At 39.5% G+C, this 18,505-nt stretch carries 16 protein-coding genes; 2 read left to right on the plus strand and 14 right to left on the minus strand.

All coding sequences use genetic code 11. The features are described 5' to 3' along the window. Positions 1 to 65: 65 nt before the first annotated feature. A complete protein-coding gene (mprF, locus tag ACRPI0_RS13160; protein WP_432353139.1) occupies positions 66 to 2,603 on the minus strand; it encodes a bifunctional lysylphosphatidylglycerol flippase/synthetase MprF in 2,538 nt (845 codons plus the stop codon). 740 nt (positions 2,604 to 3,343) lie between these two features. Here mprF and ACRPI0_RS13165 point away from each other — a divergent pair. Next, entirely contained in the window at positions 3,344 to 4,765 is a 1,422-nt protein-coding gene (locus tag ACRPI0_RS13165; RefSeq protein WP_432353140.1) for an MDR family MFS transporter, read from the plus strand. A 51-nt stretch (positions 4,766 to 4,816) separates the two neighbouring features. Here ACRPI0_RS13165 and ACRPI0_RS13170 read toward each other — a convergent pair whose 3' ends face one another. Genes ACRPI0_RS13170 through ACRPI0_RS13180 form a run of 3 tightly spaced genes read right to left on the minus strand, consistent with a single transcriptional unit; the run spans position 4,817 to position 7,213 of the window. Then, the gene (locus ACRPI0_RS13170) at positions 4,817 to 5,347 is read right to left on the minus strand and encodes a GNAT family N-acetyltransferase (protein ID WP_432353141.1); all 531 of its coding nucleotides are present in this window, start codon (positions 5,345 to 5,347) and stop codon (positions 4,817 to 4,819) included. A gap of 29 nt (positions 5,348 to 5,376) precedes the next feature. Continuing rightward, a complete protein-coding gene (locus tag ACRPI0_RS13175; RefSeq protein ID WP_432353142.1) occupies positions 5,377 to 6,276 on the minus strand; it encodes a mechanosensitive ion channel domain-containing protein in 900 nt (299 codons plus the stop codon). 43 nt (positions 6,277 to 6,319) lie between these two features. Beyond that, the gene (locus tag ACRPI0_RS13180) at positions 6,320 to 7,213 is read right to left on the minus strand and encodes a DMT family transporter (RefSeq protein WP_432353143.1); all 894 of its coding nucleotides are present in this window, start codon (positions 7,211 to 7,213) and stop codon (positions 6,320 to 6,322) included. Positions 7,214 to 7,360: 147 nt separating this feature from the next. Here ACRPI0_RS13180 and ACRPI0_RS13185 point away from each other — a divergent pair, with 147 nt between their 5' ends. Then, positions 7,361 to 7,936 carry a phospholipase D-like domain-containing protein gene (locus ACRPI0_RS13185; protein ID WP_432353144.1) on the plus strand — a complete coding sequence of 192 codons (576 nt, stop codon included), beginning with the start codon at positions 7,361 to 7,363 and terminating at the stop codon, positions 7,934 to 7,936. A gap of 93 nt (positions 7,937 to 8,029) precedes the next feature. Here the strand turns inward: ACRPI0_RS13185 and ACRPI0_RS13190 are convergent, their stop codons facing one another. The 10 genes from ACRPI0_RS13190 to ACRPI0_RS13235 form a co-directional block, all read right to left on the minus strand. Continuing rightward, the gene (locus ACRPI0_RS13190) at positions 8,030 to 9,013 is read right to left on the minus strand and encodes a tRNA dihydrouridine synthase (protein ID WP_432355964.1); all 984 of its coding nucleotides are present in this window, start codon (positions 9,011 to 9,013) and stop codon (positions 8,030 to 8,032) included. A 318-nt stretch (positions 9,014 to 9,331) separates the two neighbouring features. Next, positions 9,332 to 10,312 (minus strand): sensor domain-containing diguanylate cyclase, encoded by a 981-nt coding sequence (locus ACRPI0_RS13195; RefSeq protein WP_432353145.1) that lies wholly within the window; start codon positions 10,310 to 10,312, stop codon positions 9,332 to 9,334. A 21-nt stretch (positions 10,313 to 10,333) separates the two neighbouring features. Continuing rightward, the gene (locus ACRPI0_RS13200; protein WP_432353146.1) at positions 10,334 to 11,131 is read right to left on the minus strand and encodes an alpha/beta fold hydrolase; all 798 of its coding nucleotides are present in this window, start codon (positions 11,129 to 11,131) and stop codon (positions 10,334 to 10,336) included. A 199-nt stretch (positions 11,132 to 11,330) separates the two neighbouring features. After that, entirely contained in the window at positions 11,331 to 11,900 is a 570-nt protein-coding gene (locus ACRPI0_RS13205; RefSeq protein WP_432353147.1) for a kinase, read from the minus strand. Positions 11,901 to 11,929: 29 nt separating this feature from the next. Continuing rightward, the gene (locus ACRPI0_RS13210; RefSeq protein ID WP_432353148.1) at positions 11,930 to 12,844 is read right to left on the minus strand and encodes an NAD-dependent epimerase/dehydratase family protein; all 915 of its coding nucleotides are present in this window, start codon (positions 12,842 to 12,844) and stop codon (positions 11,930 to 11,932) included. Positions 12,845 to 12,916: 72 nt separating this feature from the next. After that, positions 12,917 to 13,990, minus strand: a complete 1,074-nt coding sequence (locus ACRPI0_RS13215; protein ID WP_432353149.1) for a phosphotransferase — start codon at positions 13,988 to 13,990, stop codon at positions 12,917 to 12,919. Positions 13,991 to 13,997: 7 nt separating this feature from the next. Further along, positions 13,998 to 15,191, minus strand: a complete 1,194-nt coding sequence (locus ACRPI0_RS13220) for a carbamoyl-phosphate synthase (protein ID WP_432353150.1) — start codon at positions 15,189 to 15,191, stop codon at positions 13,998 to 14,000. Further along, positions 15,188 to 16,507, minus strand: a complete 1,320-nt coding sequence (locus ACRPI0_RS13225) for a glycosyltransferase family 4 protein (protein ID WP_432353151.1) — start codon at positions 16,505 to 16,507, stop codon at positions 15,188 to 15,190. The genes ACRPI0_RS13220 and ACRPI0_RS13225 overlap by 4 nt, the downstream gene beginning before the upstream one ends. Then, entirely contained in the window at positions 16,498 to 17,154 is a 657-nt protein-coding gene (locus ACRPI0_RS13230; RefSeq protein WP_432353152.1) for a PIG-L deacetylase family protein, read from the minus strand. The genes ACRPI0_RS13225 and ACRPI0_RS13230 overlap by 10 nt, the downstream gene beginning before the upstream one ends. A 287-nt stretch (positions 17,155 to 17,441) precedes the next feature. Continuing rightward, positions 17,442 to 18,200, minus strand: coding sequence for a CsxC family protein (locus tag ACRPI0_RS13235; RefSeq protein ID WP_432353153.1), 759 nt, complete (start codon positions 18,198 to 18,200; stop codon positions 17,442 to 17,444). Positions 18,201 to 18,505 lie beyond the last annotated feature (305 nt).

Below are 18,505 nucleotides of genomic sequence, written 5' to 3' on the forward strand. Positions count from 1 at the left end.
ACCAAAACTTAATATTCCTAACAACGCAAAAAAGCACTTCAAAATGACAGTGCTTTAGCTACTTTTTATTTCCTTCTGCGTCCAATCAGCAATGTTATTTGCGCAATCGTAAACGGCAGTGATGACTTCTTTCGATATGCTACATATTTGGCTTCCCAAGAATTTGCATACTTCTGTTTAAAGTTTTTCAATCCTTGGAAATGATAAAAGTATTGTCCATGTAAAAAGATTTGTGCCGCTATCTTTTCACTTAAAAAGGAATATCTCGATCTTCCTACGTTTGACAAAGGGGACATCCCAATATTGAAAATTAGATAGCCCTCCTCCCTTGCCCATTCAAATAGCGATAGAAAAATAAAGTCCATCGTTCCAGATGGCGCATCTGGTTTAAAGCGCATTAGATCTACCGAAATTCGTTCACCCTGGTCATACATCGGCATTAAACTAGCAAAACCGATGATTCCATCCTCGTTCCTTAAAACCGCGACCTTCGAAGTGTTCAAATAGTCCCCGTCAAAAAAGCCTAAAGAGAAACCCTTTTCTCTTCTTCCTTGTAACCATCTTGTAGAGACGTCTTCTAATTCCTTCAACAAATCAGATGAATGTGGTGGACTGAGAATTTCAATCTCATGATTTTCTCTCTCAAATTTATTTTTAACTGCCCGATACCCCTTCATTTTCTTTCCAGTTAACGTGAAAGTCTCTAAATTTACAAACGCCTCCTCACCCAACTTGAAAAATCCATAACCTTGATCATGAAGAGTTGCTAACACTTTTGTACTGACTTCATAGAAAACTGGTGTATACCCATATAAATCCGTTGTTATTAAAAAATTTTCAATGGCTGCGGGATAATCTTTTTCTACCCCAACTAAATCACCAAGAACAACTATCTTATCTGCGTAGACTTGGTAAGAAAACAATACCGTTTCTTCTTTATTCCAATATACATACTTATCATGCAGGAAGATCAAATGGGAAAACTCGGTTCCACCATAAGTAGCAAGGTGACTCTTTATCCTTTCTACCTGATCAACTGAAGAAACCATTTCCAATTGCTTCGGCTTACGAATTAGCGAGCCTATAAATAGAATGACACCCGCTATTACTAGGCCAATAACGGCACTATAAAATAAGTCACGGGAATCCGTAATGATATAGTCTCTTAATTCAATTGGAATATGAATTTTCGAAGTTGGTAAGTTCAAATAGCCTATGAAAACATACATCGAAGTGATGAATGCCACCACAGCTACGTCTATTAAAATAATTCCCCATGTCAACACATAACTTTCACGGTAAAACTGACTCTTGGAAGCAATTAGTAATCCCATTACAATAAGTAAAAAGAAAGCTTCTTCATAATCAAGACCCTTGAAAATTGAAAACAATGCTGCACTGCTTAAGACAATAATTGTAATATGATATGTCCTTTTCACCTTATATTGAATTCCCCTACATAACCCTAATAGGATAAAACCAGCTGCTACTGTCAAATGGTGCGATACATTCATGATTGGAAGGGAAAGGAATTCCTGCATAATCTTTAATCGATTTAAAATACCTGGCACCGAAGCGGATAGTAAAAGCACAATTCCTGAAAGAAATACCAATACGGTTAACAACGTATGGCTAAGCTTTTGCACAATAGCTTTCGGCAAGTCATCCCATGAATGATTCCACCGATTCCAGTATTCCATCACAAACAGCGAAGTCGAGACTAAGAATGGAAGAATGAAGTAGCCTATCCGGTATAATATTAGTAAGAACAGTACCTTTTCATCTGCGATTCCAATACTTTGGGTTCCCCATAAAAATACAAGGTCGAATGAGCCAATACCTCCTGGAATCATACTTATTATTCCAGCACTGGAGGCAACTAAGAAAATAGGAATTAACGCAGATAATTCGATTGGAATATTCAACACGACTGTTAATAATAAAATAACTAAAAAGACGGAAATCCATTCAATTACTGATGTAGCGATTAGCTGTACAGCTTGTTTCGCATGAATTGAATCCGAATTTGCTTTTCGATAACGCATGATAAAAACGCCAATAAAGATTGGAGAATATAAGCCTAATAGAAACACTGCTATAAGAAGCCATTTCGTTTCTTGCAATAACGGGAAGTCCCAGTAGAACAATGGCACAATCCATACCAATAAGGAAATTCCAGTCAAATAAAAGAGTGTTACGGAAGCGATACTTTTCAATACCCCGTCCTTTTCCTCTCTATACTTTGTATAGAAATAGCTGCGCAGCATTACTCCAACAAGACCACCGAAACCGATAAGATTTGAGAACGTGTTGGTGATGAACGAATGCTGCAATAAACTTCTCGTTTTCACTTTAACATTAAGAACTTTCGCCAATACCACATCGTAAAAGAGCATTGGAATGATTGCACAAAAAGAAATAAGTATGATCAGTACAATTTCCCATAGTTGTATTTGACCCAGCTCATATCGAAAAGAACTGATGTCAATTCCACGTACCGTATTTTGTATTTCAAAAACCGCCAATGCCAGAAGTAATACCGGAAAAGAAATCTTTAATACCGTAAGAAATTGATCTTTACTAACTTTAAAAATCGTCTTCACCTGCTCTCTTCAACCTTTTCGTATAAAACCGTAACATGCAATATAAGGTAAGTTCCACCCGACTTAACGAATATTAGAATAAAAGATTCCTTATTATACCGCAGTATAGATCCATTTCACGAAAATTATTTAACTGTCCCACTCAGGTTCCTCACAATGGAACATTTTCCCCACACCTACACTCTTAAAGTAATTCCTGGGAGTAGTTGAATTTTGTAATCCTTAAGCTAAGGTGTAAAGATCACACATTTCTTAGTTGTCTATTGCCTGGCAATACTTACTTCAATTGAACTTCCAAACATAACTACTGCATAGGCTGGTAATTCCTCTTCCATATAGGTGTCTCCATGTGCAATGCTTGACAATATCACACGCGATTAAACTGAACGCTCTATGAAAACCAGCGCAGCACTAAACAGCAGCATACATATAGATATACCTGCAATCAAAAAAACCTTTCATTTTCTCCTCAGTTGATTAATTTTTCACTATTCTTTCACATCTTATCATCAGGTCCTGCTATTTTCCAGGCAAAGAAAGTTTGAATTAGTTGCAATAAGGTATGGTTAGGTATGACTTGTGGGCTGTAAGGCAATCCTTACTAATACAATAAGATTCATCAAACAGCAAAATTGAGGTTCAGATGAATAACCTCTATTATATAAAGAATGTCAGGTCCGGATTTCATTTTAAAATTTGTGTTAGGATTTGCTAATCTAAAATGAGGTGATGAAAAGCTAATGGTCAATTCACAAACTCTGGGTGATTCCCAGTCGTTCGATTTAAAAAAGCATATCCCGCTACTTGCTGTGTTATTGTCTGGTGCGTTCATTACAATATTGAATCAGACGCTTTTAGCAACTGCACTCCCCCCAATTATGAAAGACCTCAACATCAATGAAAGTACGGTTCAGTGGCTGCAGTCGATTTTCATGCTCGTCAACGGGATCATGATTCCGATTACAGCTTTCTTAATAGGAAAATTCACTACTCGAAGTTTGTTCCTGACAGCCATGGGGACATTTGCCTTAGGTACGCTTATCGGTGCCTTCTCTCCTAACTTTTCCTTCTTGTTAGTGGCACGCGTGTTACAAGGCGCTGGCGCAGGTATTATGATGCCGCTTTTGCAGACGATCATGTTCCTCATCTTCCCAGTTTCACAACGCGGGAAAGCGATGGGAATGTTTGGTCTCGTCATTGCATTCGCACCAGCCATCGGACCGAGTTTGTCGGGTTACCTCGTTGATAATTTCCCATGGCGCAGCGTATTTTACGTAGTCCTACCAATCGCTCTTGTGATCATCATTGCGGCGTACTTCTTGCTGCAAAACGTCACCAAGCAAACAAATCCAACAGTGGATTACCTGTCAATTGTTCTATCTACATTAGGATTTGGCGGTCTTCTCTATGGCTTCAGTGTTGCAGGTAACTTAGGCTGGCTAAGCCCTAACACACTTATCTCACTCGTAGTCGGTGCAGTTGCCCTCTTCTTGTTCATCAACAGACAGTTGAAACTTGAAGAACCAATCCTTGAATTCCGTGTATTCAAATACAGCATCTTCTCCCTTGCAACAGGACTCGGAATGATTGTATTCGCTTCGATGATTGCAACAACTGTCATTCTTCCAATCTTCATGCAGAACCTACTTGGATTCAATGCGTTGCATTCAGGGCTCATGCTATTACCAGGCGCAATTGTCATGGGAATCATGAATCCATTGACAGGGACGCTGTTCGATAAATACGGGGCAAAGTGGCTGTTACGTGCTGGCTTTGCCATCTTGACGGTGACTACGTTCTTTTTTGCGAATCTCTCGCAAGACACGACGTTTACGTATTTGGCAGTCTTAAACGCAATCCGTATGTTCGGTATCGCGATGGTTATGATGCCGTCCACAACACTCGGGTTGAATCAGTTACCAAATAACCTGATTTCTCATGGTACAGCTATGAACAATACCTTCCGCCAAATCTCAGGTGCAGTCGGAACTGCTGTACTCGTTACGATTACCATCACCGCTGCTAGCGGAAGCTCAATTGCAGGGGCTATCCATGGCGTCAACATCGCCTTCTTAGTAGCCGGATGTATCGCAGCGTTTGGTCTGCTATTATCCTTTGCTGTCCGTGATCCTAAATCTAAAGAACAATCGATGAAAACTTAACGATTTGCAAAAAATCTCCTACACCTGTTGAGTGTAGGAGATTTTTTATTTTCATAGAAAAAGCGCCATAGACAAGCTGTCGAAGTATCTCTCGCCATCATACGAGTCCTTTCGGAAAACACCTTCGCGCTCAAATCCGAGTTTTTCATAAAGTGCAATTGCCCATTCATTATCAGCACGTGTGACGAGCGTAATTTTTTCGATTCGACCATTCTCTTTGGACCAGTCAATTAATGCATTCATCAGCACACGACCAAGTCCTTTTCCTGCATGCGACTGACAAATAACAATCCCGAGGGTTCCTACATGATGGAACCTCTTTTTCGAACTAGAGTCAATCGTACCGATTCCCACAATCTCCTCATTGTTCATCATAAGGAGCATGCAATTTCCAACTGACTCTTCCATACCACTTATAGATTGAGCTACTTCATCAGCAGACTGTGGATATTCGTCACAACCAAAAGACAGATAATCTGTCTCCCCACCGACCCTATTGTAAAACTCAACAATGTGCGCTGCGTCTTCCGGATGGGCATTCCGTATTGCAAAATCTCCGTCTGATTGTGCTTGAACTGACATGAACACTTCCTTCTTTCTACTCGTTAAAATTATCCTTGAAATACTTTTACTTCAACAATTGCAAATTCAATATTTGGGTGAGCATTGAGCTGAGGTAAAATCTTGCGTTGTAATCCGGTCTTTACACTCGTTCCATGTTGGTAATCGACGAGATAGCGTAAAGTTAATACAACTCCGGCATCGTTCGTATCTATCGAGGATACGGGTCGTAAAGCCGCTTGCTCACTTAGCTCATGGCCTTTATTCTCTTTCAGTTCTTGTAAAACCGTTTCTTCAAAATAGGTGTCTCCTGCTTCTGTCATAATCTTCTCCGCTGTCTGCCAGTCGCTATCGAATGATAGAACGTATTTGAGCTCGTGCCAAACAAACGAGTTCGCGACACCGATGATTTTGATAGATTCGTCGAAAATAATACTATTCGGCAACTTGATAATGCGTCCTGTATTGGCATCCGATGAAAGCCCGCCACGCACTTCCAGCAACTTCACGTTGGTGGAACTAATGTCAATTACATCACCGATAATCCCATTAATCTCTATACGGTGACCTATTTCAAAATACTTGCGGTATTTAATGACAAAGTAACCGATGATGTTGTTTGTAAGCCCACGGACCATGAAAATGGCAATGACACCAAACAACAGCGCCAGTAGTATGAGTACATTGATCGCTTGAACCCAAATAAATAGCACAGCAATAGTTGCAAGCGTTGCAACCACTTGTTTTGTGCGACTATGTAATTGAAGCCTCTTTTTGTAGTCTTTAACACTTCCTGAAATCATTTTCTTCAATAAAACATATAACAATATCCCGAGCAATAAAATTACCGCGGTCAGCGCCACTTTGTTCAAGTACGCATCTGGTGTTTTCAAAGTGGATTGCAAACCGTCCGCAAGTCCAAGGAAATACTCTTTTAAAAAATCTGGCATGGGATATCGCTCCTTTTCGTTCTATCAGTATACCGCATGTCCCTCATTTTTCTTTGTCTATGAACACAGCTTCCTCACACATCCTTTTCGTTGTCCAGTTGACGAGAAAAATCCCACTAAAAATGAACGCCCCACCAATGATCAGTGTGAGTCCAATCTCTTCATGAAGTAACAGCCAACCTGTAAGGACACCGAAGAACGGTGCTAGGAAAAGGAACGAACTGACTTTCGCGGGGTTTCCTGATTGTAGCACGAAAAACCACATCGTGAATTGAACAACGGAAGCCATGATTGCTAGCCATAAAATCACAAATATTGAAGTTGGATTGACTATCAATTGCATCTCTTCAAATAGGACACTACACATTAACAAGACTGCCCCACCAAACAGCATTTGATATGCGGACAGCACCCAAGTATTGAGATCCTTCCCCCAACGATTCACTAATAGTGTCGCAGTTGCCCATGAGACAGCTCCTCCAAATCCTAGAATGGTATCGAACTGAAACTCAAAATGTCCTCCTAGTGCGATAAGAACTCCGGCAAATCCCGAAATCACACCGAGCCATTGGACGAAACGAAACTTCATTCCTAGTACGAGAGAGCCGAAAATCACGACTAGCAACGGGTTCATGAACGTTAAGATAGCTGACTGTCCTGCTGAAATCGTTCGCAAACTTATAAAAATTGCTGCGAAAACACCTGCCGTTTGAAACAAGCCAATTAAAAAGATCTTGATCCATGATTTTAACTCTTTAGGAAGAGGTTTCTTAGTAAGCCCTACATACACAGCCATAAGGAGTCCAGCCAGTACAAACCGTAAACCTACCATCAATAGTGGTGAAACATACTGCAAGCCTATTTTCCCAACTGAAAATGATGACCCCATTAGAGCTGTAGAAATGAGAACAAACGTGATCAGTACGAATTTGTTCATAAGTCAGCTCCTTAGTGTTTAGTATTCATCTCTTTCTATATAACTCTTTAAACTTGCTTTATTACTCGATTTCCGCAAAAGATAGTATAAAGAATACAAAGCTATCGTTTTGACTTCACGAATTCTCATAAAGGAAAGGAGAAAATAATGTTGTCTACTTCCAACATAGTACTTATTCTAGCACTCATCGGATCCATCGCGCTGAACATCCTGTTTTTCAGTAAATCTACATCCCCAGAAAAGTTGTTGCAGCCATCAAATGATCATGAAGTGGAGTATGCCTTCAGTCAACTCTCCAATGATCCTAAGACCCTACTTCTGAACGCGATTGGCGAATCCACCTCCACAATAGATATCGCTATCTATAACTTTGAGGATCCTGAAATTTCAGAAGCTCTAATTGAAGCGAGCGATCGCGGAGTTAAGGTCAGGGTCATCACGGATTCCGAGAAATCTAAGAAAAAGAACCGCGCTAAGTTATTGAACACTCTTACGGACAATGGCATTGATGTGAAAATTGTCACGTCGAAGAAAATGCACTTAAAAATGACTATGGTTGATGAACGCCTTGTTGTATTTGGCTCTTATAACTTTACCGCGGAATCCGCTTCTGAAAATATGGAGCAGCTCGTATCCATTTCAAATATCAATCTCGTAAAAGAATGGACTGATGTATTTGAAAAGGTATGGCATCAAAGTGATACAGAAACATGGTCAAAATGAATTTGAAAAAAGCACAAGCGATTTCAACGTCGCTCGTGCCTTTTCTATTTCCAACCGTTATACAAACTAAATGAACACTGTAGAAAAGTTCTTTTATAGACTTAACTCTTCTATATTCTGCGCTTCAAATTCATTGAGCAACACACGTACTTCATCTGTGGTCTCCGTGTACATCAATTGATTTCTCAATTCACCACCACCACGAATTCCTTTGACATAAATCTTAAAGAATCGACGAAGTGGTTTAAACGGAAGCGGTTCTAATTCTGTTGAATACTTATCATGAAAGTCCAGATGCAACCTTAAAAGATCCAGCAATTCCTTACTACTGTGTTCTATCGGCTCTTTTTCAAAAGCAAATGGATTTTTAAATACACCCCGTCCAATCATTACCCCATCTACTCCGTACTTCTCGACGAGTTCTAGACCTGTTTGACGATCAGGTATATCACCGTTAATAGTCAAAAGCGTATTAGGCGCGATTTCATCACGTAGTTGCTTAATCTCTGGAATGAGTTCCCAGTGCGCTTCCACACTACTCATTTCCTTTTTCGTACGCAGATGAATGGACAGATTAGCGATGTCTTGCTTCAATATGTGTGTTAACCAACCACGCCATTCGTCCACATTCGTGTAACCAATTCGCGTTTTCACACTAACAGGCAACCCACCTGCTTTTGTAGCTTGGATGATATCAGCTGCATTATCCGGGTAACGAATCAGACCGCTTCCCTTTCCTTTAGCGGCAACATTCGGCACAGGACAGCCCATATTGATATCTACACCTTTAAACCCTTGTTCCGCCATCCCAATACTCATTGTTCGGAAGTGCTCAGGCTTATTCCCCCATATGTGAGCTACCATAGGTTGTTCGTCTTCAGTAAACGTCAAACGTCCACGCAGACTTAATACGCCTTCAGGATGACAATAGCTCTCTGTGTTTGTAAACTCGGTGAAAAACACATCAGGACGTGCAGCTTCCGCCACGACATGGCGAAACACAACATTCGTGACATCTTCCATCGGTGCTAATATAAAAAATGGTCGTGGTAATTCACGCCAGAAATTCTCTTTCATGTTCATGTTCAATTCCTCTCATTATGGGATGCCAGGTCAGCCCTTCATCTAAAACCTTAATGTAGTCATACTGGAAATCGCAGTAGCACAGCATCTGTAACTAGCTGTCGATTATTTATCAACGTATCCATTTTACATGAGTCGAGTGTATGTGGGAAGAGGAGGGTTCTGAAGTGGCTATATTTACAAGTTAACTTCCATAAATCTCTTAATAGATGCCTCCACTAAAAAGAAGAGCGCCAACACCAGTCGAGGTGTCAGCGCTGGTTACTAGAGCCCTGTTCACGGAACGATCACAGTTGTTTTCTTCGCACTCCTTCAACCTACATCTTGAAAATGAATTGCACAATTCCGGCCATTGGCTTTGGCTATGTAAAGTGCCTGATCCGCACAATTTAAAATGGTGACTTCTGTATCATTCTTTGTGAATGTAGACGCCCCAATACTTACGGTTAATCGATCGATGTTTTCCCAGTCCGCATTTTCCACTACCTTATTGAGCTTGACAGCAAGTTCAAGTGCCTCTTTAGCATCTGTTTCTGGAAGTATGATTACGAACTCTTCACCGCCCAAACGCGCTATCCGATCCTCAGGACCAATTTCTTGAGTGAGCAATCCCGCAAGTTGAATAAGAACGCTATCACCAACAAGGTGCCCATACGTGTCATTGACCTTTTTAAAGTGATCAATATCCACCATCAATAACGAAAATACAGTTCCCTCTTTTGAATAGTGCTCAATATGACGTTCCAATTCTTCCTGAAAAAAGCGTCTGTTCGAAATATTCGTCAGCTTATCTGTATTCGATAATTTCAAGAGTTCATTATTCATCTGCAAAATTTCGCCTTGCTTCCTTGCGATTTCCAAATACACTTTTTCTAATTGAGCAAACGCTTCTTCCCTGTCTTTATAGGCCTTTTCCGTAGTTTTTTGTAGCGAACGAAGTTCCATTTCATAATCCATTCGTTGCCTCATCTGGATGAATACACAGTCAATAACAGGTACAGAATCCTGTATATATTGCCTTGCATTCAACAAAACTGGTATAGAGTCACCAGCTGAATTCGTTAGATTGATATAAACCTCTTCTACAGAGCCATGCAGCTGTATAGTCGGGAAAAAATAAGTATGGATAAACATCCGATTAACTTTAGTTAGGACGGTCTCGATATGTTTTCCAATAACCTCTTCCCTACGGTATCCCAACCAATAAAGATAACGATTATTGACTTCAATTATACAGCCACTTGGATCCATACTAATAAAACCGCATGGCGCATCTATCAACCGGTCATCCACTACGAATCATCCTCTTCAGCATTAATTAGAAAAATACTCTTCTATTAGTTTTCTCGTTTCTGTCGGTTTACTCATGTGTGGATAATGCCCCTTTACCTGCATGATGTGCAGCGTGCTCGCTGGTAAATGAGCATGCAAGTAATCGCCTACTTCTATGGGCACAATACTATCATCCGAACATTGAATAATGAGTGTCGGCATGGTCATCGATGCTAAACTTTCGCGATGATCGGACATAAATGTCATTTCAGCAAATTCCCGTGCAATTTGAGGATTTACAGAAACGAAACTCTGCTCTACGTTCTTGGTCAGCTGAGGATCTTGCGCCGGATCGGTCACGACGGGTGCTAAATAGTTCGCCCATCCTGTAAAATTCATTTCCATCATCGTCAGCAAGTCTGCAATATCACACGCTTCGAAACCACCCGTATAACCGGGTTCATTTATGTAGCAAGGCGAGGGGCCAATCATGACAAACTTACTAAAGCATTCCGGTCTTTCAATAGCAGCAAGCATACCAATCATCGAACTTACAGAATGGCCGACAAAATAGATATTCTCCAATTCTAATTCATCAATGATGTCTAAGATATCTTGCTTATAGCCATGTGCCGTACTATATTTTTCTGATTGATAGGCCGTGATATCTGACTCTCCCGCCCCTACATAATCGAATAGGACGACACGATACTGCTCCGCCAACTCCGGTGCTATGTACTGCCACATACTTTGTTCGCATCCAAATCCATGAGCTAGTAAGATTGTTTGTTCACCTTGCCCCATTATCTTCACGTTATTACGCTGTTGTATAGATTTCATAGTGATTCGCTCCTTTTATTCCCTATATGTTCATTATAGATTGAGATGTGAGTAGTTGATAGTTATTGTATTTCTAGATTCTGAAAGGACTCTTTATATCAATTCTATCGGCTTATTTTCTAGCTTTTCATGTGCTTGGTAAGAAGTTTTTGAGTTACATGCCTGTATCAGAAACTTCCGACACAGGCACCACTTTTTATCAGTCCATATTACTTTTCCATTCCTTGTAAAGAATTGGGTCAATACGTTTCAAATGTCGCATGAAATCATCTAAATATCCTTTCTTTTTTATTCCTTTCATTAGCTTTGTGGGGGTGGATCTAACCGAGCCAAATGCCCTCTTAAGGTCAATCACTTTTACATCCATATCTTCATTAAATAAAATATGGCGTACTTCTGTATCTAGTCTTTCAAATCCTATTCGTTTCATTTCAAGTAACAATGCTAAAATTTGTCTAACAATTGCTTCAGATAGTTGCTTCTCTTTTTTCAGTATTTGCGGTAGAGAAACTCCGTTTATATACTCCATGACTATATAATTTGGCCCATCTTCATAGAGTCGTGGAATAACTTGAGATGATTGTCCCACTTGCAGAGCATTTAGTTCCAACGCTTTTGTCCCCTCAACATGAAACACTTTGATGCAACGCTCTGAAGTCAATTGAAAGACCGTTCCGTCGGATCCTTTACCAATCATCGGGTATTCCTTTAAATCTTTAATGTTGATAAAACCTTTGTTGTTTACACGTATACCTTCAAATTCACTCATTGCGGTATCGCTTCCTTTCAAAATGCAATTCAGATTTCCTTATAGTAATTGAACGTTTCCCATAGCCCATCTAGCAGTTCATATGAGGGGTACCAGCTTAAAATAGTTGCTGCTTTCGTATTATCCAATCGACTATGTTGGATATCCCCAACACGAGATGGCTTGCGAATGACGGCAGAATCGATAGAAGTAAGAGACATCATCATCTTCAATAGTTCGTTTACACTCGTCTTCCTGTTACTTCCAATATTCACTATTTCGTTTGTTCCTTCTGTTATAGCTAGCACATTAGCTTTTGCAATATCTTTTACATATACATAATCCCTAGTCTGTTCTCCCGTTCCATAAATAATTGGAGACTCTCCACTCAAGACTTTTCCAAAAAAGGTTGCAATAACGCCTCCCTCACCTAGAGAGGTTTGTCGTGGGCCGTACACATTTGCATATCGTAAAATCGTAAAAGGGATCTGGTAGAGGGTGCAATACAGGTGAATGTATCTTTCCGAGGCGTATTTAGAAAGACCATAAAAAGATAGAGGTTGGATGGGGAAAGTCTCTGTTATACTGCAATCCTTTGTTTCTCCATAGACAGCACAAGAGGAAGAAAAAATTAGCTTTTGAACATGATACTTGTGGCAATAGCCTAGTAATCGAATGGTTCCTAAAATATTCTGTTCCGCATCTGCTTCCGGATGCAGCATAGATTTTGTAACATTTACTTGTGCCGCCATATGAATGACTACATCTGGTTGTTCACGCCCAAATACTTCTTCCATGTGGGGGGAGTTAATATCCATCTTAATGAGACGCACTTGAGGATGAACTATAACTTTTTTACCCGTGCAAAAGTTATCAACAATGATCACATCATAATCGTATTCAATTAGCATATCCACAACATGGGAACCAATAAAGCCAGCACCACCTGTAACAAGTATTTTCATAGTCGCTTCCCAACCTTTTTAATAGTTTGAATTCATTTTCTTGAATCTTAATTGATTAGGTTCATGTTGTTTTCATTCATATAATCCGAATTCTTTCCCCCACGACTTCGTTTTTTCTAAATACTTTTCTAAAAGTTTACTTTCTTCACCTCTTACTACACGTCGCAAGTGATTAAGAAGCCTTTTTTCTAACGTCCTTTGCAAATAAGCCATTTTCAAAAGTTCCAATGGCTCCGTTTGAAAGACAATACCGTGTTTGTTCATTTCCTCACTATACAGCTGCATACACTGTGTTCTAATCGTTTCAGCATCTTTTTTCCAGTCCTTACGGAAATCAATTAGTATTTCTACAAGAACCACTAAATCGAACCATCCTGGAGCATATTTCGCGGATTCCCAATCTACTAATTGAATCCGCCAAGGCTCACTTTCATGAACATTGTGACAGCTAATATTATGAATATGAAGATCCCCATGTATTAGACTCTGGCCATTTTCAAGTAGTTCTGGAAAGAATAGCGGACCTTTATCCAACATCTTATGAAGATTCGTATAGTAAGGTTTGATCACCTCCCTTAAGCTATCCTCTACCATTGCAAGATCGAGATAGTGCTTCGTTTTCTCAATGTGTTTGCTTCTATCTAAAGCAAGTTTCTTTGAATCGTATCTTGGAAGCCACGTATCGGAGACCCTTCCATGCTGTAAAATATGATTTTCAAATGTCGATGCATGAAATTTCGCCACAGTTGGAATGATGTTTGTGTAGTGTTTCGGGGTAAGAGTAATTTGACCACGCAATGGCCTTACATACTCGATAAACAGCCAGATTTCTCCGTCATTAACGTCCTGCTGCATATAGTAAACTTTCGGCATGAATTCTTGTAGAAATCGAGTCGCTTTTTGATACATATTCATTTCAACCTTATGATTTTCTTTTAGTGGCGGTTTATAAATCTTTAATACGATTGGAATTGTTTCCTTGCCATCTGTAATCATCAGTTTCCAAATACTTGTCTTCTCTCGTGAGTTTTTCAGGCACTCTATCTCACCTTCAAGTAAGTGACTCTCACTACCGAGAACCGTATCTAGTTTTTCACTCCAGCCAAAGTACTTCCACTGCCGCACAATCTCGTCTTTACTACTCAATAAACGTTCACTCCTTTCCATTTAATTTTCTAACACGTAAATTACGGACATGTGATACGAAGCTGCGTATAAAAGGGAGTGGATCATTCCAAGTAAATAAAGCTTCAACTTTTTTCCCTGAAAGACTCTTTATCCATTGAGCGATTGTCATCTTTCCTTCCTTTCGTTTCTGAAGAAATGACATATAATCACGGACAAGATAAACCCATTTTACTCCTTCACGTTGGCTTGTTACAGGCGTAGGCTGCTGATCCGTTAGTGACAAATAATATAAGTACGCTACATCGACACCGCATGCAATCGATAACATTTGCGTGAGTCCGATTCTTGCATTGATTTCGATAAACTTTAACTTTCCGTCTCTTTGATCTCTCTTAAATTCTGTAATGGCTAATCCTTTGAAGTTAAGTTTCTTAAGGAACGTTACAGCCTGTTGAATCACTTCTTCATCTCTTATACTTAAGACCATTGCAGAGGAACCGAAATCAGGAGGGAATTGGTGAATCTTTTGGTTCATATAGATCCCAATCAAATTCATCTGGTCGTCAAAAAATGTTTTAACCGAATAAATGCTCGTTTCATCTCCTGGAATGATTTCTTGCAGCATCAGCTCTCCAAATGGCACGTATGTTACATACTTCTCTCGTAATTCCGAAGCCTTTTCTATTAGAATTGCTTTTTTATACAGTCGGTGACTGATCCGCTTTCGGAAATCAGAAGAGTAGACAGGTTTTAAAATACAGGGGAAGGTAACTTCGTTGATAATTTGTTCAAGCTGATGCTCGTTTCGTATAGCGAAGATTTTAGGGCACGGAATATTATGTTTAACGGCTAATTCATACGTTAGTTTCTTATCTAATACAGCATCCACTACTAGTTTCGATGGCAATAAGAATCGATAGTAGCGATATAGAATGGATCGATGTTTGGATGTGAATTGAACGAAATCATCAGACCCTGCGTATAGTACGGGTTTTTCTTTAAAACCTTTTCCGAATCTAACGAGAAACTGTACTAATTTCATTTGTTCCGAAACTGGATTCGGACAACTGTCACATGTTGCATGACGGGTTTTACCGATTTCATATTTACTTTTCACATCGAATGCATATACTCGTATCCCTTTTGCTTTCAAACTCCGCACGATACCAATTCCCGTAGCACTTAAGTCGAGAACAACTGCGTGTATAGGGTGTTTCATCTACTCTCCCTCCTTAACCTTATAGATTGATAAATGCCTACTATTTTTTCTGCCATCGTCACACTACACAAATTTTTTTCTGCGAATGTCCTTGCGTTTTGAGCTAAGGCCTCTCTTAACGTTGCGTCAGAAAGTAATAGAGATAAGCTTTCAGCTAGTTGTTTAGAATCCCCTGATTCAACTAGTAAACCCGTGTGATGATTAGCGATGATTTCTGGAATACCTCCAATGTTCGTTGTGAGAATGGGCTTTTCAGCAAACATTGCTTCGATAATTGAAATCGGTAACGTGTCGCTCGTAGTAGGTAAAACAAAAATGTCAGACAGACTTAGTAAAGTAGGAATGTCTTTTCTTTCGCCTAAAAACGTTACGTTATTCAATTTCAACTCTTGAACCTGCTTCACGAGTTCTTCTCTCATTTCGCCATCTCCAACTATCCAAACCTCCACATCATCCAATTCACTTTCTATAGAAGCAAGAGCATCGAATAAGTATTTGTGGCCTTTACGTGGGCGCAAACGTGATATACACGTGATCACTTTTTTATTGTTTTTTGTCTTACTCTTAGGTTCAAAGTGATTATCAATACCCGTATAAACCGTAGTGATTTGGTGATCTCTTGCCCCTATCTTTTTCAAACTGGGACGGAAAGCTTCACACAATGCTATGACTCGATCGGAACATTCAATAGCAATTTGATCTAAAGATAAGTAAAAAGCTTCTTCAAGGGATCCTCGTTCAATTAGGTTTAGACTCAGTTTGCGCTGCGTCATAAATCCATGTGGGGTAAAGAGTAAAGGCTTGTTATACTCTTTGTTAAGTCTGCCTATTACATTTGCTGTAAATCGATCTTGGGCATGAAAAATATCGTAGTTCTCTAAATCCATAGTTCGTAAAATCATTTCATATCTAGAAAGACGGGCATTTTCTTTCACAATTTTTTTATTGTAACAACCGTAGCGGTTAGTATAAAATTGCTTTGTTTCCTTAACAAGCTTCTTTTTCAGCTCCTTCGAATTCTTTGGAAATTGGTTAGGAGCAACAATATCAACATGATGACCTAATTTTTCTAACTCGTTTTTAAGAGTCGTTATATAATTTTGTAGCCCCCCCACAGCAGGATAGTCCCAGTATGTGGTGATTAATATACGGAGATTTTTTCTGCTAGCGGGCTTACTAGACTTCTTCAACTTCTTTCTCTGTTTCTCTACGTAGTCAGAGGCTACATTATAGTATCGATCAGTTGCAGCGACTAAATAAGGAGATGGGTAGGATCCGTATTGTTGATTGGTAGTAGTAGAATCGATCATTTCCATACCCTCCTAATTATTTCAAAGGCTTCTGCATACTCCACTCCAACTGTCATTCCACGTACTTGGGCTAAATGTCGGACTCCTTTATAAGACCGCGGATGTGGAAACGGTCGCATCTCAACGTCATAGAATTTTAAAGACTCCAACTTGATATCTATGGTATCTGAGATATCCACAAAGTAATTCGGTTTAAAGATTTTATCGCTCGTCTGCTGACTCCATTCAGTAGACGATACTGTTTCGAAGCAGATGAGTTCAATAGGCTTTTTTCCTGGTAGCGGTCGAGCTGCCGTTAACACCGCTTGAAATAGAATCTGGTGGTCTCTGTTAATGTCTCCATAATGATGAGTGAAAATTATTGCTGGTTCATACTTGTCTAGTAACGCTTCAATTTCTTTATTAATAACATGTAATGGGGTCATTTCTAACAACAGATTGGGATGCTCCAAAAAAATGACATTATCTATTCCTAAGTGGTTGTTTGCGTTTAACACAATCTGATTCATTTGATGCTCCTCTTCCTCACGCCCCTTTACGACGATAACCGTGATGACAGTATATCCTTCATTCATTAACTTCTTCAGCGTCCCACCGCTCCCAAGAAGTTCGTCATCAGGATGTGCTACTATGACTAACACATTTTTATCCACCTTTTTCACCTCTCACTAGTTTCACTGACTTTATAAGCTCTTTCTATGTATATGCATATTTATGACATCATCAACGGACATAAGCGGAGTGGTCTACTAATGTAGGTGTACGCGCAGTTGTACTCAAGATAAGTAAACATCTCTACACAAAAAACGCGTCGATGTAATTCGCAAATTATCCACTACCCTTACTTCTTCTTTTTCAATAAAAAAAGGTAAACGACCGTACCATAAGATACGATCATTCACCTGTTTTAGCTATCCTGATGTGGGAAATGATTTAATGATTACCCAATAGTGCCTTCGTCAAAATTGGGTAGAACTCTTTTAGCATTAAGTTTATACTGTTGTACTTGTAATACTTTTACAAAAACGTCCATTACAATTTTTTCTCGTAGTGTACTAAACGCTCCCTCTGGATCCGTAAGGACTGGTGAATAATCGAGTTCAAAGAAGTCTGCGCCCAGTAACTCACCGTATGGTTGTTCGTTATATTTCACATGATTTTGGAAGAAGTATTTATCCAATCTTGGAACTTCTTCGTTACACTCATTTAAGAAGTATGCTTTGCTGCTGTCGGACACTCCTATCACTGGGTAGACAAGGAAATCATCCTTATTAATTTCCGCAAACCCCGAAAACGCTATATCGACAATTTGATCTTGAAGTGTTCCGTTACAAGCAGCCGTAGAGTATTCAATGTTTTTACGGATATAGCCTGATATAAACAACTTTGCTTTTTGAACTTCAAAATATCCTGTATGCCCTATTTCCTTGAATTTAACAGGAATGAGTTTTACTTGATTTAAAAATACGTTTTTTGTGACTCGCTTTATTTCCGTTGCAGCTGGACTAAGGGAAATGTCTGTTTCTAAAACAACTTGAATTGATCTCTCTGTTAAAACAACAGGCACTTTAATGGTAGGGCAACCATTATCATTTCGGAAATTAATAGAATCGTCATAGAAAGGCATTTGTTGCATGGATGTAACCTCACAAGCAGGGGTAACAGGTATTTGGTTTGGCTGATTACAACTCTCACTCATTAACTCTCATCTCCTCAATTTTTTTGTGTTCTTACACTACTACGATATGCATTCCGTTTTTACTGGTACAGGCAAACAGGCATAGTTGGGAGGGTTTGACTAAGTGAGACTATGCGTATGAAGTGTAGAGTTGATGAGTAGCACCTAATTGCTATTTGTAGAACACGACAGACTTTAGCCACGTTGAAGCAGGTCTATAATCGATGACAGTACAATTTAAAAATGACCCTGGAATAATTCCGGAGTCATGTCAATGGAAGTTCAGTTATGTGGTTTTCAGGGCTCCTGAATCGTTACGGGGTGAA

The organism is Sporosarcina sp. A2 (assembly GCF_050858885.1).
Taxonomy (GTDB): Bacteria; Bacillota; Bacilli; order Bacillales_A; family Planococcaceae; genus Sporosarcina.

Bases quoted from the DNA above. Each gene is read 5' to 3' on its own strand.
- ACRPI0_RS13235 (WP_432353153.1), bottom strand. From the start codon at position 18,200: ATGAGTGAGAGTTGTAATCAGCCAAACCAAATACCTGTTACCCCTGCT.
- ACRPI0_RS13180 (WP_432353143.1), bottom strand. From the start codon at position 7,213: ATGAACAAATTCGTACTGATCACGTTTGTTCTCATTTCTACAGCTCTA.
- ACRPI0_RS13165 (WP_432353140.1), top strand. From the start codon at position 3,344: ATGGTCAATTCACAAACTCTGGGTGATTCCCAGTCGTTCGATTTAAAA.
- ACRPI0_RS13170 (WP_432353141.1), bottom strand. From the start codon at position 5,347: ATGTCAGTTCAAGCACAATCAGACGGAGATTTTGCAATACGGAATGCC.
- ACRPI0_RS13190 (WP_432355964.1), bottom strand. From the start codon at position 9,013: ATGAAAGAGAATTTCTGGCGTGAATTACCACGACCATTTTTTATATTA.
- ACRPI0_RS13200 (WP_432353146.1), bottom strand. From the start codon at position 11,131: ATGAAATCTATACAACAGCGTAATAACGTGAAGATAATGGGGCAAGGT.
- ACRPI0_RS13185 (WP_432353144.1), top strand. From the start codon at position 7,361: ATGTTGTCTACTTCCAACATAGTACTTATTCTAGCACTCATCGGATCC.
- ACRPI0_RS13175 (WP_432353142.1), bottom strand. From the start codon at position 6,276: ATGCCAGATTTTTTAAAAGAGTATTTCCTTGGACTTGCGGACGGTTTG.
- ACRPI0_RS13210 (WP_432353148.1), bottom strand. From the start codon at position 12,844: ATGAAAATACTTGTTACAGGTGGTGCTGGCTTTATTGGTTCCCATGTT.
- ACRPI0_RS13225 (WP_432353151.1), bottom strand. From the start codon at position 16,507: ATGGAAATGATCGATTCTACTACTACCAATCAACAATACGGATCCTAC.
- ACRPI0_RS13220 (WP_432353150.1), bottom strand. From the start codon at position 15,191: ATGAAACACCCTATACACGCAGTTGTTCTCGACTTAAGTGCTACGGGA.
- ACRPI0_RS13205 (WP_432353147.1), bottom strand. From the start codon at position 11,900: ATGAGTGAATTTGAAGGTATACGTGTAAACAACAAAGGTTTTATCAAC.